The organism is Vibrio sp. ED002, assembly GCF_023277445.1.
In the GTDB taxonomy this organism is placed as follows: domain Bacteria; phylum Pseudomonadota; class Gammaproteobacteria; order Enterobacterales; family Vibrionaceae; genus Vibrio; species Vibrio jasicida.
This window is the reverse complement of the sequence record NZ_CP080239.1, coordinates 487,561-509,769: the sequence shown is the minus strand read 5'-3', so window position 1 is coordinate 509,769 and position 22,209 is coordinate 487,561. Positions and strand designations below refer to the sequence as shown.

Here is a 22,209-nt window from a genome sequence, read left to right as displayed (position 1 = left end):
ACACGCCATTTACAAGGTTCTAAGCGCATATCTGTGAATCTGGCATTAAATGCCAAGTTAAAAACAGGCAACGGAATTTCCCGTATTACAACGATAGGTTTGCGTAGGAAGCATTAAAAGTACGAATTTTCAGCCGCTTACCAAAGCGCAAAAAACCATAAATTATTATAAAAACGAACTTTGACCTTTTTTCCGCAACATTCTGCGCAATTCGTTTCTCTTTTTGTTCATCAGTATCTAGCTTAGCCACCACTTTCACCACGATGTGAAAGAGCACAAAGGTAACAACGAGTTATCAATTAGCAGCTATTACACTAGGAAATACATGATGCAAAATAAGACAGCAGCACTTTTCGCTCTAGCAGCATTAACAGCAGCAACAACGTTCAACGTTAACGCAGCAGTAAAATACGAACCGTTTGTTGGTATTGATGCTGGCGCACGCTTAAGTGGTCAAGCTGAATCGAAATATGACGGAAAAGAAGAGCACCTAGACCTAAAATCATCAATGGTATTTGGCGTGGAAGGTGGTGTAATCCTTAACCAAGCGCATCAGTTCAGCATCGGTTACGACTACCGCGGAGTAAGTCTTGACTACAGCGACGATGACCTTGAAGTTGGCACGCTATACGCACAATACGATTACCTTGTACCTATCACGCAAAAACTGGCATGGACCATTGGTGGCAAGCTTGGCTACGAGATGTATAACTCAGATTCTGATGGTGCGGACGAGCTAAATGGCGTCGTTCTGGGCGCGCAAACAGGACTAAACTACCGCTTTAAAGCTTGGAGCGTGGGTACTGAAGTAAGCTACCTGCACCACACAAATGAGGTCGAATATTCAGAGACCTACAACGGCCAAAAACATACTTCATCATATAAGATTGGTGACGAAGTACTGCTAACAGCAAATGTGAAATACCACTTCTAATAACAACAACCTTAGTTGGCTTCTTCTCCCGGGAAACCGGGAGTTTTTTCGTTTTAAAAAGTAAATAATTACCAAACTCGGCTCAGCATTAAGTGATTTCGTTCTCGCGCTATCACATCAAGATTTTCATCGTGATAGATGAGTTGGTTCTTAGACGTACCAGAAAGAAACAGGGAGCTGTAGCTCGCCGCTTGGTAACCATCCAATACCTTAGTCGTTTGAATCGGCTCAGTCTTATAGAAAAACTCAAATTCGCCATTAAATGACTTGGTGATTTTACCTGTGACCGCAAAGAGCGCAACGCCCTCTAGACCATCTCCCTCTATGGATATCGTTGACTCTAGGTTTTCGTTATTTAAATCAACTTCTATGCGTTCTTTCCAAACACCGTTGTCCGCTGAGTATTGTTGTACGGTGGTGGTGTATCTTCCACTAAGTAGAAGCTTCTTACCACTCACGTACAACGAAACACTGTAAAGCATAGAAGCGAGTAAAAACAAACCAATCCAAGGTCTCAAACTGCGTATCATCCGAGCTCCTTAATTACCTTAGGGAGTGTCTCCACTTCAAACAGATAGTTCTCGCTACGTCGGTGCACGTTGTCGTAAACCGATAGGGTGTAAAGTCCTTCTGTTTGTGCCACAGAATAGAAACAATCACATTTGGAATGTTCAATTAAAGATTCTATCTTCAATGGTAATACCATCCCTTTTGGCTTAAGTACCCTATGGTGGTTGAGTTCCATGATCTCATAACCATCATGGCGATAAGAAACCAAATGCGTGTTGGTGACCCTAGAGAAATTGAAGAAAGACAACACTATGAGAACTAGAGAAACAGACGCCAGCAAGGCTTTCGCTAACGTAAGTGAATTGAAAGCACGACGAGTTGACGTTGATTCATTGGCTCCCGCACAGCTGCAATAGAGCATGTATCCGACACCCGCAATGGTTCGTAGCTCTACGCAATCAGAGATGGCAATGGCAAGCCTCAGCTTTTGCACCGACTTTTGCAGGGAAGAGTCCGTTACAATGGTATCCGGCCACCCTGCTTGTTTGAGCGTTTCTTTATCAAGAACTTGACTTGCATTGTCCAGAAACGCTTTAAATAAAAGACATTCGCTGTAATTTAATGAACGTTCTAAACGATCTGTTCTGACGCTCATCTTTTCGATGTCGAATACCAAATCGTCACAAGTGTACTGCTTACTCACTTTACTTTGCCCGAGAGGTCTTGCTTAAAAGGCCGAGCATTGTAGTAGAAATGGCTACCGCACATCTAGGACACAAGAACTCATCAGACCAGCTTTACTACCAATATCCGGGGGGCTTTATCAAGCTTTCACGTAAACCCGATTTCTGCCAGATTGCTTAGCTTTGTATAGCGCTTCATCCGCTTCAGCTAAAGCGATTCTTATACCATCAGCAGAATCAAAATGAGCAACACCAATACTCACGGTAATTTCTATCTTCAAATCATTAATAAGAATTGGAGTAGCAGCGACCTCCTGTCGAAGCTCCTCACAGAACAACATTGCTTCTGAGCTCTTAACACCAGGCATAAGAAGAACAAATTCCTCGCCACCAGTACGTGACAAAGTAAAATTCAAATCGGTCTTCGCCCCACACAGTAAAGCAAACTGAACCAGAACCACATCGCCAATTTCGTGGCCGTAGGTATCATTGATGGCTTTAAAGAAGTCGATATCAAAAACGGCAATAGAACCGGAAACCTCTTGCTCTTTTAACGCATAAAATCGATTTTCTAAGCCACGGCGATTCAACAAGCCAGTAAGGAAGTCTGTGTATGCTTCGTTTTGTAGATCGAAACGCTGTTTTTCAGACCGTCGATACTGATTGAAAAACTTCACGGGAGACATAATTAAAAGCAATGTAATAAACAACGTCGAGAATATAGCGGCTCTAGCCAGTAATCCCGAGTCGCTTTGTGAAATTGAGACCTGCCAGTTGGTATTAAATATTGTCACTATGCTGATATCAACATCACAATCAATATGACCTTTACTACTGATCACTTTTTCATGAAAATTACGATTATCCGGATCGAACCCAACAATCGAATAATTAGATATATTTTTATCTTCCAGAATACTTTCTAATGAATTTAGAATGGTTTCTAAATAAATAATGGAAGACGAAAAACCAATAAATCCAGATTCATTAGTAATTGCTTTACGAAGGATAAAGGCTTGCTTACCATTCTGAACAAGCTTAACCGGACCAATTACCGTATTTTTACGACAATTAATCGACTGCTCTGCTCCTAGCCTTCTGCTTTGATCTTGAAGCACATTGTGACCAATCGCTCGTTTGTTTTCTTCGTATGGGTAGACAAGCGTCACGACGCCTTGTGGCAAATAGAGCAAAGAATCAACGTTGCTATAGGAAAACAACAGAGTTCGGCTCAGTTTGTTAAACGCTTCAAGTGAGATGCTGCTGTCTTCAGAAAGCACCACGACTTCTTTCAAGACTTCAGCCGTGATTAACGCGTCATTAAAAACCTTCTTCATCTCTTTGTTTATCGTACTGATTACATTTGCAGATTCTTTTTGGTTATTAATTCGACTCAACTCAGTCGCAAGGAATTCGGTTAATATTAGTATCGACATGACTAATACTACTTTGATGCTTTTGTTCACTGTAACCTTCCCAGTTCGTGTCGTTCTCCATATCCTTTATTTGATTCTCAAAATTCCATCTATATTTCAGTTATTTCTTTTCTTATCACAATTATTATGATTACGATAATCAAGAAACAGGGATTATACGCATAATAGAATAACCGTCGATGCCCAATGAGTATCGTTAAGACAAAACTTTTTTATCAAAATTGATTAATTTTCTATCGATCGATGTCATTGATCGACACGATCGATTGTGTTGATTAAAAAGATTGATCCAAACGGTAAATTTTTGTGTGGAACGGTTCAATTCACAGACAACAAAAAAGACGGCCATCAGTACCGTCTTTTGCTCAATTGAGTATCTCGTTCGTCTTTCTACTTCCTAGATTCTTGTCCTTGTGTTCCTGCATCCTTAATCACATCAGCAACGTCTTGGGTTTCTGTGTCTACCCACTTCATAAATACTTGGTAACCCGCCGCTAAGAACGCAGCACTAATGAACATGCCAAGAATACCACCCGACATCATGCCGCCCACTGCACCAATAAGAACAATAGGCATAGGAACTTCGAGGCCGCGGCCAAGAATTAACGGCTTTAAGAAGTTATCTATTAAACTTGCAGCAAGGAGCAAAACCGTGAAGACAACATTATGAACCGTGCCGCTATCTCCTGCCCACAAAATACCGACGGCAACTAACGCGATAATGGTGACTGGCAGTTGCACAATCGCAAAGATCAACGCAATAAGCGTAAACAATGCTGCGGCAGGTACGCCGGATAACGCCACGACACCACCGAATGCCATTGCCGTTAAGAAAGCGATACCGATGATGCCCACGGCAACTTGCCGGATGGTGGCGGTGGTGAGTTGATGTAAATCTGGCCCTCTCACCTCATCCGTAAAACTAATGAAGATCTTACGTATCGACGTTGCAGCAGGTTGTGCCCAAGCGAGCATGACACCCGCAATGATAATAGCACCGATGAGCATGAATACACTTTTAGCGGCCCCCGTTGCACTATCGACAAACCAACTAAAGAAGCCTTTTATTTGAGGCTGACGCTTTTCGACAAACGTTGGCAGATCGTCTGCGGCCTCAAACCAAACGGCATGAACTTTTTCACCAACTAAAGGCCAAGTTTTGACGCTGTCTGCAGGCTTAGCGATGACCAAAGTGCCATCTCGATAAGATTCAAATGCACCGAGTGTTTTCGATGCAAAAGAATTACCCACCATGGCCGTTGGCGTGCCAAGAATCAAGACACCAATGATGGCAATTAGTGTTGCAGCACGAGCCGAGCTTAATCCAAGCTTTCTTTCAATGACGAGTTTGACTGGATAGAGCGCAATGGCAAGCACCAGCGCCCAAAGTAAGATAGGAAGAAATGGTAAAAACGCCCACCAACAGACAATAACGATCAGCGTCGTGACTGAGAATCGAATCAAAGACGTGGTAAACGCTTTGGCAAGTACTTTCTCTAAATTTTCATTTGGATTGCTCAACTGTTTTTCCCTTTGGTTTCGCGCCATATTCTTATTTATCGGTAATCCGATAATCGATGACGCGTGAATGGACCCAACACAGTATTTATCCGCACCTAATGAAAGACCGATGGCTTAGATAGCCGCGGTCTTAAAACAAGCGCTTATATAAAACCTAGTACACTTCCCCGTACATTCAACGGTTTAGTGAACAAGTTTGTGTTCAGTCACAAAGGGAAAATCAGAGTTATTGCTTATTCCGCTGCGCAAGGCACTTGGTTAAGCATTTCTGCTTCCATGATTGTGTTCGCGATAAGAGACTCGAATATCTCCAACTGCCCTGCTGGTATCAACTGGTTTTGGATTTCGCGTCGCTTATCAGAATCAAACAGGCGCTCTGCTAACCAACCAATGAGGTACATCAATGATAAACAACCTCCCGCCGTTGCAATATTACCCTCAATAACCAAAGGAACATCTCGAACGTCTCCTCCCATGCCCTTTAACACCGCTTTAGCATCTGGGTTGGTTGTGAGCTTTTTACCGTCAAGCAAGCCCAATTCATGCAAGATAAAAGAACCCGCGCAGATAGAGCCAATTAGCTGCCTGTCTGGGTTGAGCTTCATCGCGGACATGAACTCATTATTTTGAAGCGCTGCTGGTATGCCTTTCTTGCCACTCGCGATAAGCACAACGTCTTGCGTTGCAACTTCAGAGATATGACCGTCCGTCTTTACCGTCATACCGAGATGAGAAACATGCTCTGGCTTGGTCCCTAGCACTTTGACTGTCCAACTGTCTTGCGTCCTTCCTAACAGGTCATACATCAAGAAAAAGTCTACGTCTGTGAAATCATCAAACAACACAATCCCAACGGTATACATAAGCCAACCAACCTAACGAATGATAAAATGTGCGAACAGTGTAACGGCAACCTAAGCAAGTCGCGAATCATCAATTTGAAATAAATTCGCACATTCGCACCTGCTTATTAAGTCATTGCTAATTAGCACATTTTTGACATAAAAAGCGTAAATGGCATCAGTTACATTGATATCAAATCCTCATTATTGAGCGCACAATCACATCGAAAAAATCATCGAAATCAATCGATTTAATTCCTTATTAACTTTTATAAATCCGAACTACTATCAAGTAGAACCGTTGTTCAACGTATATAAGGTTAATAATAATGAGAAAGACTTTATCCACCCTAAGCATCGCGCTTGCGCTATTTTCAGGTGCATCGTTCGCTGCTGATAACTACACGCTAGATTCAAAATTCTCCTCAGTCAGCTTTGCTACCATCAAAAATCAGTTTGTTGTTGAACCCGCGACCATCGATGCCCTCAAAGGCACGCTTAACAGCGAAGGACAATTTGATGTGTCTGTCGACCTAAACAACATCGAGACAGGCATTCCAATCCGTAATACGCGACTCAACGAAATCTTCTTCGAATCGGCAAAACATGCCCCTGTGAAAGTTGTCGGAAAAGTAGATTGGTCGGCACTAGGCGAAGGCTCTCACAAGCTTAAAGTACCTGCTGAAGTGACGCTGTTTGGTAAGACCAAGTCGGTAGAATTCCCTGTTGTGGTACTCAATGCTGGCGATACTGTGATGGTTAGCTCAAGTGCGCCTGTCATTATTGGCGCGTCAGATTTTGGTATCCCAACTGAAAACTTAACAAACCTAGCAGCAACGGTTGGTGGTATTAAGATTTCAGACCGAGTTCCGCTCACTCTGAATCTCACCTTTAAAAAGTAGTTATTTAGCCCAAAGCGGCTTGATAACGCGAAACAAAGGCTTGGAGGCTCACCAAGCCTTTTTTCTTTTGGTTTACGCGCTTTGTTCCATGTGCTTTAAAGCGCCCGTTTCCCTGCTATCAATTTTGCTTGGATGTACTCAACGCCATGCTTCTTAACACATCATTCTTACTCACGAAGTGGTGTTTCAATGCCGCCGCAACGTGCAACGCCACCAGCATCGCTAATGTGGCACAACCAACTCGATGAACCATAAAGAAAAACTCATTCACTTCGGCATTAGAAATTGGGTTTGGAATGGTAAACAGCCAAAAGAATGGGTACTCGTGCTTAAGCATCAAAAAGCCACTGACAAAGACAACAAACATCACAAGATAGATGGTGCCATGAGCCAATTTAGCGATGCTTTTCTGCGTGCTAGGTATCGTGCTTGGCAACTCCGGTGTCTTTCGAAAGAATGACCAACCCCAACGTACAATTAACAACACAGATGCAATGGTCGCGAATGACATGTTGAGCGTCGACAACACATGAAACAGTTGCGGCATATCCATCACAAACAACATGCCATAACCCGCAATGGTGGCGTAGATGATGATCACCGCCATTATCCAATGTAACCATTTACTGAACGCGTCATAGTGTTGTGACGTATTGCTTTGGTGTTGGGGTGAGTCTTTTTTAGGTTTGAATGCCTTATTTTGGGCGTGCGGAATCGCTTTCTGGTGCTGACCAGAATCTAGTTTTGACATATTGTCACCACTGAATTTCAATTGGAATTTGCATGGGAATACGGCGAGCGAGAGGCGTTCCCATGATGAAGATTGAAGAAATAACGGAAGGCATGAGAGCCTTCCGTCGTTCAAGTAGATTACAAGATGAGGTGAGTACTACTTGCTTACACTGATCATGTCGTTAAAGTAGTCAACTTGCTCTGCCATGCTCAAACCTTGGTTGTTTGAACCTAGCGTCCACATGAAGAAACCACCATAACCGTTATCTTTCTGCCATTTAGCACGGTCTAGGTTGTTTTGACGCGTTTCAACAAAGTTGCCACCTGGCGCCCATTGGCTGTTGATCGTGTTACCTAAAACAATCTTCGACTTGTCTCCAATATATTCAGCATAGTTCGCCATCGCGACATCGTAGAGGAAGTTTCGACCTGCGTCATACGTCATTACGTTGAAGAAATCGAAGTCGTTCTTGGTTGCTTTCAGCAAATCGATAACTTCACCGTGGTGAGATGAACGGCCTGATGGTTCAATGTAAGAACAATTTTCGAACACACTCGCATCCATACACTCAACTGGGTCTGCACCTACGTGGTAAGTCGTCAGAGACAGCACTTTCGTATTGCCTACTTTCTCACGGATCAGTTTGATCAGAGCAGTCAGATCTTGGTTCTCTTTGTCCGTGATTCGAGCGGCTTTCTCGAAGTCGAAATCTAGACCGTCAATGTGCACATAGCCTGCTAGCTGGTATTTACTGTAATCACAGCTGCCATCAGGTTTTGATGCAAGACATTCACCTTCCATCTCTTCTGGTGTCAGATTCTTTTTGTACACAGGGAATGGAGTATGTACCAAATCAACCAATCCAGTTGCGACCGCTTCACGGCTTTGTGGCGTGCTGATCGCTGACCAAATGCTTTCGTACGTTTGACCACCAAACGCCACCATCATAGTTACGTTTTCATTGTCATGCTTAAGTGTTGACCAAGCTAGGTACTGCGTTGGCATCCAATCCGGATTGTAATCTGGTGGCGTTAGCATGCCATCGGAGATCGTAATGTTACCGCTCGCGTCCCACTTACCAAATGACAATAGGTAACCGTCACCCTCTGAATTGAACAACTGCTCGTAGTCATTCAAGCCCCAAGATGTTAGGTAACTGATAGAGCGATCTGGGTTATCGACTAAACCACCGCCGCCAGTGCTTTCTTTCACCGTAATGTTAGACGTTGCCGAAGTTTGTTCTTGGCTTGCTGTGTTTACTGCTTTGGCTGTGATCGCGTAAGCGCCCTTCTGTGCACCTAGCCATTCGTATTCGTATGGCGCTTCAGTGTCTTTGAATAGCTCATTACCATTTGCAATAAAGCTTACTGAAGTAATATCACCTTCGTAGCTCTTCGCGTCTGCTTTGATTGAAATTGCACGGCCTTCAAAGTAGCTCGAACCATCAACAGGAGAGGATAGCGAAACCACCAAGTCTTTATCGGTGATCGCTAGAGAAATTGGTGCGGCTTCTGCACTTGCCCCTTGGTCATCGTAAGCGACGACGGTTAGCGTGTATTGACCTTCGTCTTGTGCAGGAACTGTAATGGTGTAGGTATCGCCTTGTGATGGAGTGCTTGATGTTGCCACCACTTGACCATTCAACTGAACGTCAACGCGAGCAACTTCAGTATCGTCAGTCGCATCGACAATCACATCGAACGCTTGGTTTGGTGCAATTTTTTGTCCATCTTGAGGAGATTGAACATCCACCACTGGAACTGGGTTAGGATCACATTGCCCTACTTCGTCCCACGCGTCTTTCCACGCATCTGGATAATCTGGGTGGCCTGTCCCCGGTGTCCAAACTGGGTTTCCACACCAACCTGCTACGGTACATGAATAGATGTTGCCGATATTGGTAACTTCATCACCCACCTTGTATGGCACGCCATCTTCGTATTGAGGAACATCGCCACAGCTGGTGCCCGTGTCTGTCACAGTAATGGTTAGGCTCTTGCGAGTAACATGTTGTTCGTCATCTTGGGCTTCTGCGCGAAGCGTTGCTGAACCCGCTGTTTGTGCAGTCCAATCACAAGAGAAACCTTGTGTCGTTTTCGCGTCTAACTGACATACTTCAGCATCGTTAGCAAAGAATTTTACCGTCGCTAAGTCATCATCCACATCGGTGACATTGGCTGAGATCGAAATCGTGTCACCTTTTTGGTGAGAAGAGCCTGCATCTGGCGAGATAAACTCAATCACAGGAGGATTCGGCGCGGTAGATTCTGATTCAACCGTGACTTGTACCGATTGTTCAGTCAGCTTTTCGCCACTCTCGTTGAACGCCATGACAGCAATTGAAGCGGCGCCAATTTCCGCTGGTAGCCAAGCTTGTTGATACTCAGTCGTACCGTCTACTACAGGTTGCTCTGCCAGCTTGGTATTGTTGACCCAGAACTCTAGCTTGCTTGCACCTACACCCTCTACGCTCGTGATGATGTCTACATTCGAGCCAATGTAAACTACAGAGTTTTGTGCCGGTGCTAAGATATCCAATGAGAACTCTGGTGGAGGAACGACTTCACCATCGACTTTCACCACCACGGAGTCTTCAAACGCATTGAGATCCTTCAGTTCGCCGCCAAAAGAGATGGTTAACGCCGCCGACTCACCAGATGCCAACTCACTGTCTACCCAAGAGCCAGCTGGGAATTTGAGTGTTACAGCGTTAAACACGCCGTCAGCTTGTGTTGTATGAGCGATCTCCCATGATGGGTATGAAAGGTGATTTGATGCCCAACCAATGTCGTTAATTGCGACAGGCAGTACGAACTCAATCACCGCCTCACGCATGTCTGCGCTGTCTGAGCCAGTGTTTTTGATGTCTAACTTATAGGTGCTCCAGTATTCGCTTTCTGATTGTGCAACCGCATCGGTGCTGAATTCCGCCGCCATGGCTTGGGAGATCGGATTCAACAATAAACCAGAACAAAGCATTGTTAACCCTAACGTGCGATAACCAATGGAGTTTGTCTGCGTAGCACTGCTCTTTCTTAGATACATAATTAAGTCCTTAGTCTTATATTAATTATTTAGGTACTGCACAAAAGACCTGCAATTAACGGTTCAATTATTTTTTGCAAGCACACTTAATTTATAAATAAAAATAACCAAGGCAAAAATTCGTTCTTACTTCTGGGATAAATATCAAACTTTATCTTTGATCGCGAATAACCATCCCATTTTATAAAGCTAATTATTATATCAATCAGGTTTAAATTCATGTTAAAGAATAAACTTAATTAGCTTATTTTAATTTAATTCATAGTAGCTTTGTCACAATCAAAAGAAAGGCGTTATTTTGAGAAAATAGACAGCAACTTTTATAGTTCTAACAGCAAGTTAGCAACAAAAGCCTCGTTTCACATTCAACACAAAGAACTCACGCCGAGTTAAATAAAACCGTAAAAACATTAACTTAACTGTTTTTGTTGTAGTATTTTTCGCACAATAAATAAGTAGGGAATATGATTAAATCAATTTAATAATCAGCACAAATGACAGGGGTGTAAAAGTGAAGAAAATCAAATAAATCGATTTTAAGAATATTATTTGGAATTAAAGTCACACATTTTTCATGCGCCACAAACAAAAATACGAAAGAGAAAAATTAGAGCCTTAATTCTATTCATATTTCGTAAAGGCCTTAATAATCCAGTTATCACTTAATGTCGTTAATTTCTGTACAAATAAAAACCAAAGTTAAGCTATTTTTATTTTACATCTGTATTACATTGATTTATTTTCGAACTATTATTGGGTATGTAACTCGCTTAAACGAAAAAAGAGAGCCCACAATGTGACTCTCTTTTTCGTGCATATTGTCTTTAGATGCTATTTAAAGCCGAACTTACCATTGCCGTTCTTCCACTCTGACTTCGATGGAATCGCTTCAATCGTGTCCCAATGCTCTACAATTTTGCCATTGTCGACACGGAATAAGTCATAGAACGCGACGTGTTGGTTCATGAACTGACCTTCGCTCACTGATAACACGAAGTTCCCTTCACCGATAATCAAATGGTTCTTGCTGTATACCATCGGCATGCCCGCTTCCGCTAATTGCTTAAGTGCAACACCCAAACCACTCAAACCGTCGGCCACCGCAACGTTGTGTTGGATGTAGTCACTGTCTTTATCACCGATAAACTTACTGATCTGAGACATATCCCCTTTCATCAGTATGGTTTGTACAAAATCAGAAACGATCGCTTTGTTCTCATCCGTTTTGTTTACATCTGTAATTTCTGTTGCACCGTCAAATTGAGTGCGACCACTTGGATTAGGTTTCGCTACGTCTTGTAAGTTATCCCAGTGCTCGACGATCAAACCCTCTTCAAAACGGAAAATATCAAAGCCCGCTTTCGGTCCGAAAAAGTCGTATTCCGTGTGCAATGCCACGTATTCGCCATCTTGAATGGTACGAATCACTTTCGCTTTAGCACTGCCTTCTGGCAGCATCTTCATTACTTCGCCAAAGCCCGCTAAACCATCTGCAACCGCAAGATTATGCTGAATGTACTTGTTTGGGTTGATGTATGAAATCGCGTTTTGGTCGCCCGTTTCAATGCTTGAGATAACCGCGACGGCTTTATCACGATTCGACAATTCATCGGCATTTACAGCGAAAGAAGCACTAGCAAAAACGGTGGATGCGATAACAGAGCTAGCGAAAAAGCGAGTCAATTTGTTCATATTATTTTCCTCTTGTTGGCTTGAGAACAATAATAGGAATGAATCAAAGACTCGTCTGTGTGGATGTGCGTCGGAAAATGGTCAATATCGAACATGAACACAAAAAGGCGTTCATACTCAACATCATAACTGTGGTTCGGCGTACTGCTTCTGGAATTGGCTTGGTGTCATATCGGTTTGATTTTTAAAGTATCGAACAAAATTACTCGCATCTTCAAAACCAAAGTCAAAAGCTAACTGTTGCGTCGTAACGTTACTCACCACCAAGCGGCGCTTAATCTCTATTGTGACAAACGCGTCGATCATTTGTTTCGCGGTTAAGTTCGTTGCCAGCTTGCAGATAACATTTAACGTTTTATACGTTGACCCCATCTGCCCCGCATACCAGTTCGCATCACGGATATGTTCATAATTCGCCTGGAGCAAATCAAAGAAACGTGCAAGTTTGTAGCTCTGCTCTTTGGTTAACTTATCGTGCCTTTCTTCAGGTCGAAGACGATGCAGCATTAGAGCGAAAGAAGAGAAAAGATACATGACGATCAATGGGTCGGAATGCTGACTTTCAATTTCCTTGATAACCTCGCCAATAAGCAGTTTGGCACTCTGGCAGGTGGCTTCGTCTAAGCTCAATAGTGGCGAACGAGCTTGGTTTAAATGCGTTGGAGTGTAGTTAGGTAAACGCATGTTGGCATGCACTTGGTCTAAAAACGCTTGGGTGAAAATGATCACTTTGCCGGAGGGTTTGTTGGACAAATCGAAAGCTTGCACCTGCTCGCGACGAACAAAGAGGATGCTGCCAGATTCAAACGGATACTGCTTAAAATCCACCATGTGTACGCCACTGCCTTTTTCGATGTAAACCATCATGAAGAAGGTAATGCGATGCGGTTTTTGAGGTGAATGGCTTTCGTACTCTTGGCCATACAAGCTTTCTAGATCGAAGATTTCAATCTCTGCTTGATTCGATTTTTTATGGTCAAAGCCTACGGTTGGTATTTGCATTCACCCTCCACTCGTTACTACTTGTATTTTGGTCAATTTCAGCAGGAATGCGAATCGAACTGTATCACATCGTGCAACCAAGGTAGCGTTTGAGGTGGTGAATGTCTGTCTAATCTCCCTAAACCAACATGCTGCTTAAAATAAGCCAGTTCATAAAACAACATGGTCCATAAAAAACATGGCTCTCAAAACACAAAGGCAAGCCGAAGCCTGCCTTTGTTCATTGATCTATGCAAAGAGTCTAAGACGTCTTTTTACCCTCGTTCGCTTTTGCGTTGCTTGCGTTTTGCTCGGTAGCAACCATGTCATCAAACTCAGAAACTCGTGCTAGGAACGCAGGTTTGTCTTTGTTTGGAATCGAGCTAGCCAAAGGCAAATCGGCGGTCATCGAATCCACTGCACGGTTGCGCACCAGTACTTCGAAGTGCAAGTGTGGGCCTGTTAGACGGCCTGTCGCCCCCGAAAGCGCAATCTTTTGTCCACGCTTAACATGATCGCCTTTCTTGACTAAGAAACGGCTCAAGTGCAGATAACGAGTTTTGTACACACTGTTGTGCTCAATCACCAAGTATTTGCCTGCGTAAGGGTGGTTACGAACAGCAATCACTTTGCCATCACCCGTTGAGTAAACTGGCGAACCCACTGGCGTCGCGAAATCGGTACCATTATGCGGTTGAATGCGGCCTGTTACTGGGTGTCTTCGGTTCGGGTTAAACGGAGACGTAATACGTCGGAATTGTTTGTCGATTGGATAGCGGTTAAAGGCTTGCTCTAGGCTGTTTCCATCACGGTCATAGAAGCGACCATCTTCAGCCAAAAACGCTTCTACGTCTTTACCACGCATCTTGATAGCAATGCCCTGCACTTCTGTATTGCCTGTTAAGTGGTCATCAACGTACTGACGACGCACCAGCACATGAAAGCTATCGCCAGCACGCAACTCGCGGGCAAAATTCACTTTGTCACGAAGTACACGCGTAATGTTGGCAATCTGGGTAGTAGTTAATCCTTGTCGGTGCGCAGAAGATGAGAAACTGCCGTTGATTTCACCGGAGTACATTTCCTCGCGCCATTCACCCGGCTCTTCAACAAAGTCATAAGCGAATGTGCCATCGTCGTTCTGCGTGTAAATCGAACGTTCGACAAGGCTTTCGTGGAAGATTACTTGTTGCAGCGTCTTGGTGTCTCTATCTACCACAAACTCAAGGTGGTCACCTGGTTTGATGGTATCCAGTTTCAAGGAGGTTAAATCGGCTTCAAGAAGCTTTTGCGTGGTTTCGTATGGGACACCCCACGAGGAGAAAATCGTGCTAAGTGTGTCACCTACTTTAACGAAGTAGTGAATACGTGCAATGTTGTCGTGATCTTGTGTTGCCAGTTCGGCGTTTGGTGTCGTGTCGTCTGTCTGAGCCTCATGTACGTGAGCGCTCTCTAGCTCGGAATAAGGCGTGACCTTAATGGTGATTTCTTCTGGTTTCGTTTCTGCTTGATAGGTGAGATAGGCTGCAAGAGAGAATGCGGTAGCAGCGACAGCAATGAGTGAATAACGAACAAACTTCATAGTACTTGGGATAATCGGAAACAGTAATTGTTATGTTATAACATATGAATCTCAAAATTTAAACATTGCGTATTTGAGAACTTTGTTTCTAAGCTTTTCTAGTCTCGCTAAGCGCCTATTTTGCTTAAATAAACCTTACTGTAAAAAAGGGTAAATTCCTTTTACCCTCTCTATGATTGCGTGATCCCAGTTTAGTTCACTCTACTACTCGCAACTTCTATAAATTCTATAAATTCTATAGCAACTGCCGATCTTTTAAGCGTTCGAGAATAAAATCCACACGTTGTTCGACACTCATCGTCGGCACTTCTATCAACTCATAACCATATTGATGATATGCCGCTACCATGGCTTGATAAGTCCTTACGGCTTCAGCAAAGTCTTGTTTTCGTTCTTCATCATTAGCAAAAATGGCTTCCCAAGGTGGAAAGACAAAGACAGAGTTGGCGTAGCGTATATGCTGACACGCATCCATTAATGCGTGTGGAATGGGTAAGTTTTCTAATTGGCTATAACCGTATGAATCCACAATACAGCGGTCAAAGAAGACAAGCTCATTGAGTTGTTCGAAGGCTTGATGGTGTTTTTTCTCTTCACGTACCATCTCATCACGAAAAGAAATTTTGTCTTTCCACGGTAAAGCACCACCATCCAGAGCAACTTGCTGTTTGATCACTTTGCGCCCCACTTCTGGCGCGCAATTGTAACCAAGCTCAATCAGCTTTTCTATTACAGAGGTTTTGCCCGCACCTGGGCCACCTGTAAATACGATTAGGTTGTTCATGTAGACCTCGATTGTTGAAGCGTAATGATCGCCTTCCGCCCTTTTATGTCGGTCGTTGGTTATTCTCGAATCGGTGTTGTAGAAGAAGTTTGATCTCTGAAAGAAGCCAGTTAATCAATGGGGTATCTTGAGTTTGATAGAGGTAATAGGCGTACACATCCATATTTTGCTTGGGTAAGCCTGTGCTGGAAGTAACGTTAGGATGAATAGCGACGATATCGTCTGGAAGTGTCGTCATGACACTGGCGACTGGGAAGAAGGCATCAGAATGTCGGATGGCATTAAAGTTAACCTCCGGCGAATCCGATTTCAACAAAATATCCGGAACATGACCAGCTTTTAACATGGTCTGCTCTGCTGTTTCGTGTCTTGTTTGCCAATCCGGGGTACGAATCAACACCATTGGATACTTAGCTAAATCATGAATGGTAACAACATCAAGTTGAGTGAGCGGATGCCCTTGCCTGACACAAAACATAAAGTGGTTCTTGGGCATCAACTCTTGTTTGATCTGTTTGGAATACCCTTCTGGGCCATAATCCAAAGCGACGTGGATTTTTCGAGACAACAAAGCCGATTCTACTTGTGAACGCCAATCCATAATCTCAAATCTTGCGTTTGGAGCCTTCTCTCGCAAGGTGGAGAACAGATCCACACCAATTGCATTCGTCAGTGCATTGGTCAAACTGATGGAGACTTTTCCTTGATATTTAGAAGGATCAAATGCTGCTTCAAAGGCTAACAGTCCATCAATCTGCTCTACCAATTCAGGAAGACGGCGCTCTAGTTCGTAACAACGTTCTGTCGGCACTAATCCGTAACGCTCACGCACGAACAATGCGTCATCAAAGGTTTCCCTTAATCGACTAAGCGCGTGGCTTACCGCCGATTGACTAAGGTTCAAACGTTCTGCCGCTTGCTTAGTATTTCTGGTTTCGAGCAGCACTCGTAATACTTTGAGTAGGTTGTAATCAAACATACGCCATCTCTTTCATCACTCATTGCATTAGATATTAATACAGTTAATTTCTAACATTCAACAGCTTCACTTCTGAACATATCTTGTTCTGCCTAATATGGGGTCAACGCTTCCTTAACCCTGAAAGGTCCTATTATGAAAAAGACGTCATTAGCACTGACCATGGCTCTGATCTCTTCGGCTGCTTTTGCTGCTGATTTACCAACGACACAACAAGTGATCGACAGCATCGATTCCTCTAACTGGGCAGTAAATCCGCTTGATTACGGCATGACAGCAATGGAGTACCAGCGCAAAGAAGCCGATTTGTTCGCACAAAAGATGCTAAGTCGTGGTGAGTTGAACCAGTTCATCCACTTCCCTGGCCTATCTCAAGCGGGTGATACTTGGGTAGTCACGCCGAATGTCGACAACGTCTATTCCCTTGCGGTTATTGATGCGCGTAAAGGCTTCAAGATTGAAATCCCAGACATGGGTGATCGTTTTGTCTCGCTTCACATCCAAGACCAAAACCATACTTTTGTTCAGTACACTTGGACACCGGGTGTGTATGAATACAAAGCGGGTGATATTGAGACCAACTACGTGTTTATTGGCGTTCGTGTAGGAACAGACGCAACAGCCGATGACTTGGCGTACATCAAGAACGAAATTCAACCCAAGATGAAGATCGAGTCAAACTCAGCCGTTCCATACGCCACTGACACCAAAGAGGAAGACATCGCTGAGTTGCGTTCTGCCCTACTTAAAGAATGGGGTAAGTTGCCTGACATGTACGACACTGTGCAATTCGATATTCATGATGTTTCTAATTGGGAGAAATGGACCTACACCATTGCTGGCTCTTGGGGTTTGAGCCCAGAATCGACGGCAATGTATGCTTCTTGGGCGCCTGAAAACACCAAGGCGAATGAATGTTACACCGCAACGTTTGATCATGTTCCGGCGAAAGCCTTCAGCTCGCTAACCATGTACAACTCAGATAACTACTTGATGACAAACGACCACAATATTGTGAGCACAAACCGTAAAGACTTTAAGATTAACGAAGACGGCAGCTTTACGATCATTTTTGGTGGGGAACAATGTCATGCCATCGCTGACGAAAAAGGCGTGAACTACGCGAAAACACCATTAGATGGATGGCGTGCTCAGCTTCGAGCTTACGTGCCAGATGTGGAGAAGATGAAACACTACCAGTTACCAAAACTCGAAAAGCTGTAGTGAAAACGCTCTAGACAATTTCGATTAATAGTTTTTAAGGACAAGTTAACGCTTGTCCTTTTTTGTTGTTTGTCCTCTCTTGTTTCTTGTCCCTTGTTTTTTAGGGCAAGACAAATAATGGGGTCAATCACTAAGCACTTTCACGTTGGAACTAAAATATGCACTTATGTGCATTATTTAGCCATTAATTAATGGAGAATTAAACGCAGTCAAAAAAGAATGGAATGGTTGGCGAAAACGCCAACGTTCTACTCGATTGTTGTGTTTTTCAAGATCTCCGAGTGATTAGCCAAGCACTCTTATGTATCTAGCAGTCATTGACTCGCGCGGATGACTCCAAGTCCGCGCCGTTTTTTTCTGATAAACCAAAATCGGACATCCAAAGCAACAAGCGCAAATATCCTTACTAAAAACACTGTTTCTGTAATTTTATTTCAGAATTATCGAAACCATCATAAGGATAATTCGAACTAATCTTAATTCATGCAACTTCAGTTACATTTACTTTCTTTTACTCACTTCTCGCGACTATTAGCGGCATTTTGAGACAATTTCCCACACTCCTTTCTTTGTCTTAGTTGATATAAATCATGGTTAGAAGAAAACAGAATCACCTGTATTTCTCGATACATGAATCCAAACTGCCCGATTTTTCGTAACTAAATTACAGATAGACACGATTTTTAGCACGGCACGTTTTTGAGGAACCAAGATGTTAGATACCCTCATGCTGTCGCGGATCCAGTTCGCGACCAATATCAGCTTTCATATTCTCTTCCCGACCATCACCATCGCGTTGGCGTGGATGTTGGTGTTTTTCAAGTGGCGATATAACCGCACACAAGCCCCCGTATGGCTCGATGTTTATTACTTTTGGGTCAAGATATTCGCTCTCACTTTCGCCTTGGGTGTGGTATCCGGCATTACGATGAGTTTCCAGTTTGGTACCAACTGGCCAGGCTTTATGGAACGAGTCGGAAACGTAGCAGGACCATTGCTCGGATACGAAGTGATGACCGCCTTCTTTATGGAAGCCACCTTCCTTGGCGTGATGCTTTTTGGGCGAGGACGAGTACCGGAATGGGTTCATACTCTCGCTACTGTTCTGGTTGCTGTTGGGACAAGTATGTCCGCATTTTGGATTCTGGTGCTTAACAGCTGGATGCACACACCAAGCGGATATGAAATGATTGACGGTATTGTGCATGTAACCAGTTGGAAGGAAGTCATTTTCAATCCTTCTTTACCTTACCGTCTTCTGCACACGCTATTAGCATCGGCGCTGACTGCCAGCTTCTTGATTGCGGGTATCTCGGCTTATCAAATAATGAAAAAGCCAGATCACCGCTCAGCCAGACTTGGCCTAAAAGTCGCGTTGTTCGCGGCGGCTGGATTTATCCCGATACAAATCTTTGTCGGTGACCTGCACGGGTTAAACACGCTTGAACATCAACCTGCAAAAATAGCAGCAATGGAAGGCGTGTGGGAGACCGAGCAAGGCGCGCCCCTTCTTCTGTTTGCGATGCCAAATGAAGAAACTCGCAGCAATGATTTTGAAGTTGGCATCCCGAAGTTAGCGAGTTTGATTCTTACTCATGACTTAGACGGAGAAATCCAAGGACTTAACGAGTTTGCGCCTGACCACCCGCCAGTGAAGCCCTTGTTCTTTGGTTTCCGTGTGATGGTTGGTGTGGGTGTTCTTATGCTGCTGGTTAGCTGGTATGGCGCGGTGAAGCTAGCACGCAAAAAATCGCTACCTAAACCTTACCTGTACACAGTATTAGTCATGACGTTCTCTGGTTGGATAGCCACACTGGCGGGTTGGTATGTTACTGAGATTGGTCGACAACCTTGGTTGGTCAGCGGTGTATTGCGTACATCAGAAGCCGTAACCACGGTTGCGAGCAGCAGTGTGATGACTTCGCTCATTATGTACTTAGCCATTTACGCTGCATTGCTGGTTGCGTACATCCATACCCTGTTCTATTTGGCGCGCAAAGACGTTGCAGCCCATGAAGTCCCACTGACACAACAAGAGGCCTAATCATGCTCGACTATCTACCAGAAATTTACCTTCTGCTGCTTGGCTTCTCGGTCTTTATGTATGCCGTGCTCGACGGCTACGACCTTGGCGTCGGCATCCTATTGCCAAGTGATAATGAAGCTCAGCGTGACCGAATGATAGCGTCTATTGGCCCGTTCTGGGACGCAAATGAAACGTGGTTGGTGTTAGCCGTCGGTATTCTGCTGATTGCCTTTCCTACCGCTCATAGCTTGATTTTGACGGAGCTTTATATGCCGACCGCCATCATGCTTATCGCACTGATCATGCGAGGCGTAGCGTTCGACTTTCGCGCCAAAGCGAACTCAGATCATAAACCTCATTGGGATTGGTGCTTCAGAATTGGCTCGTTAGTCACCGCGCTAACCCAAGGTTACATGGTGGGCCGTTACATCATGGGATTTGAGCAATCAACCGAAGCATTTGGCTTTGCATGGTTAAGCGCACTTTGTGTAACGGCGGCGTATGTTTACATTGGCGGCGCATGGTTGGTACTAAAAACGGAAGGTGATTTGCAAATACGCTCGGCACGTTGGTCTCGTCGTGCTGGTTGGTTGGCAGCTTTGGGAATCTTAGTCGTGAGCGTTGTAAACCCGATAGTAAATCAACAAGTCGCCCTGCGTTGGTTCAGCTTCCCAGAAGTCTTGTTGCTTGCACCCATTCCGTTGATTGTGCTGGCGACCATCTTCCTCGTTGATCGCTATTTGCGTCAGGTTCCAATGGTGAATGATCTGGGTGTGCGCTGGCCTTTCTTTGGTGTCACCGTCATTTTCGCCTTGAGCTTTCTCGGTCTTGCGTACAGCTTCTTCCCAGAAGTTGTGCCGGGGTTGATGACTGCACAAGAAGCTGCGTCATCGCCTGCGACACTAATCATTGTGGGTTACGGTGTGATGATTGTTATGCCGATGATATTGCTTTACACCTTCATGGTGTACCGAATTTTCAAGGGCAAAGCGACAGAGCTCAGCTACAAATAACGACCATAATAGACACGCCGCTGATCTAGCGGCGTTTTAACAACACCCTTTCAATCTTTGATAGCTCAACGACTAACTGGTGATCTCATGAAACGCTGATTACGTAAACAAGCCTCTGAAAAGCAGTCAATATTGGCTGCTTTTTGATTATACTCAAGTAACCTCAAAATTCTTGGGTAATAACGCTAAGCCTTTAGTTCTTAAGTTTCACTTAATGAATAACACTCTCTGGCTTAAAATGACGACGGAATTACAGATATTACGAGGGACCGTATGACCCGCTTCTCTTCATTGACAGTTGCGCACCACCACTTGAAAAACCGCGTTGTTGTGCCACCAATGGCATCTCAAACCTCCACTACCGAAGGTCTCGCAACTTCAAGCACCATAAAACACTACGGCAAACTGGCACAATCCGGTGCAGGTCTTGTTATGGTTGAATACAGTTTTGTCGATTTTTCTGGACGAAGTGAACCGAACCAATTGGGCGCGCACAGTGATGACTGCGTGGAAGGAATGAAAGCGATCGCCCAAGTTATCCACGATCACGGCGCAAAAGCAGGCTTTAAAATCACGCATTGCGGTGGCAAAGCAACGTTAGAAATCTGTCCAAATTTAATGGGGCCTTCCGGAATAACCGTACCCGCTTACGACCGTGTGTTACCGCAGCCGAAAGCGATGACGTTGGAAGACATGCTTTTTTGGCGTAAGCAGTTCATCGATGCAGCGCTTCGTGCCGACAAAGCCGGTTTTGATTTTGTTGAACTGCACTGCGCACACGGCTATGGATTAAACCAAGTTCTCTCCCCAGTCACGAACCAACGTGATGACCTATACGGTGGTTCATTAGAGAACCGCTCTCGTTTAGTGGTCGAGATCATCGAAGCAATCAAAGCCAAGAGCAATATTGGCATGATGGTGCGCATTCCAGGTCAGGACCTTTACCCAGAAGGATTAACGCAAGAAGACATGGCGAAAGTGTGTAAGTTATTCATTAACGCTGGCTTGGATTTGATTAACGTCTCATCGGGTATTGGTGGTTGGAACCGTCCTAAAGACCGCCGCGGCGAAGGCTTTTTAGTCTCAGAATCCGCTTTTCTAAAACAAGCTGACTTGGGTATCCCAATCATTGGTGTGGGTGGTATCGAGAGTGCCGAATACCTCGACCAAGCGGTCAACAACGGTTGGCTCGATTTGGCTGCCGTCGGTCGTGCCATATTGAAAGATCCCCTCGCCTTTAATCAGCAGATCATGCAAAAAGAGGTCAGTGCTTAACAGTAATTCAACACGTGGAGGCTCTTTTTTATCTCAAATCTTGGGCA

At 44.2% G+C, this 22,209-nt stretch carries 18 protein-coding genes; 6 read left to right on the top strand and 12 right to left on the bottom strand.

The window, feature by feature from the left end; translation table 11 throughout:
• Nucleotides 1-328: 328 nt before the first annotated feature.
• Nucleotides 329-934 carry a transcriptional regulator gene (locus ITG12_RS19050; protein WP_038878049.1) on the top strand — a complete coding sequence of 202 codons (606 nt, stop codon included), beginning with the start codon at nucleotides 329-331 and terminating at the stop codon, nucleotides 932-934.
• Nucleotides 935-1,002: 68 nt separating this feature from the next.
• Here ITG12_RS19050 and ITG12_RS19045 read toward each other — a convergent pair whose 3' ends face one another.
• The 5 genes from ITG12_RS19045 to ITG12_RS19025 all read right to left on the bottom strand — a co-directional run bounded on the left by ITG12_RS19045 (nucleotide 1,003) and on the right by ITG12_RS19025 (nucleotide 5,947).
• Nucleotides 1,003-1,464, bottom strand: a complete 462-nt coding sequence (locus ITG12_RS19045; protein WP_038878050.1) for a hypothetical protein — start codon at nucleotides 1,462-1,464, stop codon at nucleotides 1,003-1,005.
• Nucleotides 1,461-2,147 carry a winged helix-turn-helix domain-containing protein gene (locus tag ITG12_RS19040; protein WP_038878052.1) on the bottom strand — a complete coding sequence of 229 codons (687 nt, stop codon included), beginning with the start codon at nucleotides 2,145-2,147 and terminating at the stop codon, nucleotides 1,461-1,463. The genes ITG12_RS19045 and ITG12_RS19040 overlap by 4 nt, the downstream gene beginning before the upstream one ends.
• Nucleotides 2,148-2,267: 120 nt before the next feature.
• A complete protein-coding gene (locus ITG12_RS19035; RefSeq protein WP_038878053.1) occupies nucleotides 2,268-3,593 on the bottom strand; it encodes a diguanylate cyclase in 1,326 nt (441 codons plus the stop codon).
• Nucleotides 3,594-3,953: 360 nt separating this feature from the next.
• Nucleotides 3,954-5,084 carry an AI-2E family transporter gene (locus ITG12_RS19030; RefSeq protein WP_248874731.1) on the bottom strand — a complete coding sequence of 377 codons (1,131 nt, stop codon included), beginning with the start codon at nucleotides 5,082-5,084 and terminating at the stop codon, nucleotides 3,954-3,956.
• 233 nt (nucleotides 5,085-5,317) lie between these two features.
• Nucleotides 5,318-5,947, bottom strand: coding sequence for a DJ-1/PfpI family protein (locus ITG12_RS19025; RefSeq protein ID WP_104027206.1), 630 nt, complete (start codon nucleotides 5,945-5,947; stop codon nucleotides 5,318-5,320).
• A gap of 308 nt (nucleotides 5,948-6,255) precedes the next feature.
• On the opposite strand from ITG12_RS19025, the gene ITG12_RS19020 reads away from it, so the two are divergent.
• On the top strand, nucleotides 6,256-6,828 hold the full coding sequence (locus ITG12_RS19020) for a YceI family protein (protein WP_038878057.1): 573 nt from the start codon (nucleotides 6,256-6,258) through the stop codon (nucleotides 6,826-6,828).
• Between the two features lie 118 nt (nucleotides 6,829-6,946).
• Here ITG12_RS19020 and ITG12_RS19015 read toward each other — a convergent pair whose 3' ends face one another.
• From ITG12_RS19015 to ITG12_RS18985, 7 genes are all read right to left on the bottom strand, one after another.
• The gene (locus tag ITG12_RS19015) at nucleotides 6,947-7,579 is read right to left on the bottom strand and encodes a cytochrome b (protein WP_038878059.1); all 633 of its coding nucleotides are present in this window, start codon (nucleotides 7,577-7,579) and stop codon (nucleotides 6,947-6,949) included.
• A gap of 138 nt (nucleotides 7,580-7,717) precedes the next feature.
• Nucleotides 7,718-10,606 (bottom strand): Ig-like domain-containing protein, encoded by a 2,889-nt coding sequence (locus tag ITG12_RS19010; RefSeq protein ID WP_038878061.1) that lies wholly within the window; start codon nucleotides 10,604-10,606, stop codon nucleotides 7,718-7,720.
• An 831-nt stretch (nucleotides 10,607-11,437) separates the two neighbouring features.
• Nucleotides 11,438-12,298, bottom strand: coding sequence for a hypothetical protein (locus ITG12_RS19005; protein ID WP_038878064.1), 861 nt, complete (start codon nucleotides 12,296-12,298; stop codon nucleotides 11,438-11,440).
• A 123-nt stretch (nucleotides 12,299-12,421) separates the two neighbouring features.
• Nucleotides 12,422-13,300 carry a helix-turn-helix domain-containing protein gene (locus tag ITG12_RS19000; protein ID WP_038878070.1) on the bottom strand — a complete coding sequence of 293 codons (879 nt, stop codon included), beginning with the start codon at nucleotides 13,298-13,300 and terminating at the stop codon, nucleotides 12,422-12,424.
• A 241-nt stretch (nucleotides 13,301-13,541) separates the two neighbouring features.
• Nucleotides 13,542-14,861, bottom strand: coding sequence for a murein DD-endopeptidase MepM (gene mepM / locus ITG12_RS18995; protein ID WP_038878071.1), 1,320 nt, complete (start codon nucleotides 14,859-14,861; stop codon nucleotides 13,542-13,544).
• A gap of 235 nt (nucleotides 14,862-15,096) precedes the next feature.
• A complete protein-coding gene (locus ITG12_RS18990) occupies nucleotides 15,097-15,645 on the bottom strand; it encodes an AAA family ATPase (RefSeq protein WP_038878072.1) in 549 nt (182 codons plus the stop codon).
• A gap of 43 nt (nucleotides 15,646-15,688) precedes the next feature.
• Entirely contained in the window at nucleotides 15,689-16,624 is a 936-nt protein-coding gene (locus tag ITG12_RS18985) for a LysR family transcriptional regulator (RefSeq protein ID WP_038878075.1), read from the bottom strand.
• Nucleotides 16,625-16,759: 135 nt separating this feature from the next.
• Between ITG12_RS18985 and ITG12_RS18980 the strand changes: the two genes are divergently transcribed.
• The 4 genes from ITG12_RS18980 (at nucleotide 16,760) to ITG12_RS18965 (ending at nucleotide 22,162) form a co-directional block, all read left to right on the top strand.
• On the top strand, nucleotides 16,760-17,848 hold the full coding sequence (locus ITG12_RS18980) for a DUF1254 domain-containing protein (protein ID WP_038878078.1): 1,089 nt from the start codon (nucleotides 16,760-16,762) through the stop codon (nucleotides 17,846-17,848).
• 712 nt (nucleotides 17,849-18,560) lie between these two features.
• The gene (locus ITG12_RS18975; RefSeq protein ID WP_038878081.1) at nucleotides 18,561-19,892 is read left to right on the top strand and encodes a cytochrome ubiquinol oxidase subunit I; all 1,332 of its coding nucleotides are present in this window, start codon (nucleotides 18,561-18,563) and stop codon (nucleotides 19,890-19,892) included.
• Between the two features lie 2 nt (nucleotides 19,893-19,894).
• Nucleotides 19,895-20,887, top strand: a complete 993-nt coding sequence (locus ITG12_RS18970) for a cytochrome d ubiquinol oxidase subunit II (RefSeq protein WP_038878084.1) — start codon at nucleotides 19,895-19,897, stop codon at nucleotides 20,885-20,887.
• A 273-nt stretch (nucleotides 20,888-21,160) separates the two neighbouring features.
• A complete protein-coding gene (locus ITG12_RS18965; protein WP_038878086.1) occupies nucleotides 21,161-22,162 on the top strand; it encodes an NADH:flavin oxidoreductase in 1,002 nt (333 codons plus the stop codon).
• The last annotated feature ends 47 nt before the right edge of the window (nucleotides 22,163-22,209 follow it).

Coding starts and splice junctions, on each gene's coding strand:
- ITG12_RS19050 (WP_038878049.1), top strand. CDS start 329: ATGCAAAATAAGACAGCAGCACTTTTCGCTCTAGCAGCATTAACAGCA.
- ITG12_RS19045 (WP_038878050.1), bottom strand. CDS start 1,464: ATGATACGCAGTTTGAGACCTTGGATTGGTTTGTTTTTACTCGCTTCT.
- ITG12_RS19025 (WP_104027206.1), bottom strand. CDS start 5,947: ATGTATACCGTTGGGATTGTGTTGTTTGATGATTTCACAGACGTAGAC.
- ITG12_RS19020 (WP_038878057.1), top strand. CDS start 6,256: ATGAGAAAGACTTTATCCACCCTAAGCATCGCGCTTGCGCTATTTTCA.
- ITG12_RS19015 (WP_038878059.1), bottom strand. CDS start 7,579: ATGTCAAAACTAGATTCTGGTCAGCACCAGAAAGCGATTCCGCACGCC.
- ITG12_RS19010 (WP_038878061.1), bottom strand. CDS start 10,606: ATGTATCTAAGAAAGAGCAGTGCTACGCAGACAAACTCCATTGGTTAT.
- ITG12_RS19005 (WP_038878064.1), bottom strand. CDS start 12,298: ATGAACAAATTGACTCGCTTTTTCGCTAGCTCTGTTATCGCATCCACC.
- ITG12_RS19000 (WP_038878070.1), bottom strand. CDS start 13,300: ATGCAAATACCAACCGTAGGCTTTGACCATAAAAAATCGAATCAAGCA.
- mepM (WP_038878071.1), bottom strand. CDS start 14,861: ATGAAGTTTGTTCGTTATTCACTCATTGCTGTCGCTGCTACCGCATTC.
- ITG12_RS18990 (WP_038878072.1), bottom strand. CDS start 15,645: ATGAACAACCTAATCGTATTTACAGGTGGCCCAGGTGCGGGCAAAACC.
- ITG12_RS18985 (WP_038878075.1), bottom strand. CDS start 16,624: ATGTTTGATTACAACCTACTCAAAGTATTACGAGTGCTGCTCGAAACC.
- ITG12_RS18980 (WP_038878078.1), top strand. CDS start 16,760: ATGAAAAAGACGTCATTAGCACTGACCATGGCTCTGATCTCTTCGGCT.
- ITG12_RS18975 (WP_038878081.1), top strand. CDS start 18,561: ATGTTAGATACCCTCATGCTGTCGCGGATCCAGTTCGCGACCAATATC.
- ITG12_RS18970 (WP_038878084.1), top strand. CDS start 19,895: ATGCTCGACTATCTACCAGAAATTTACCTTCTGCTGCTTGGCTTCTCG.
- ITG12_RS18965 (WP_038878086.1), top strand. CDS start 21,161: ATGACCCGCTTCTCTTCATTGACAGTTGCGCACCACCACTTGAAAAAC.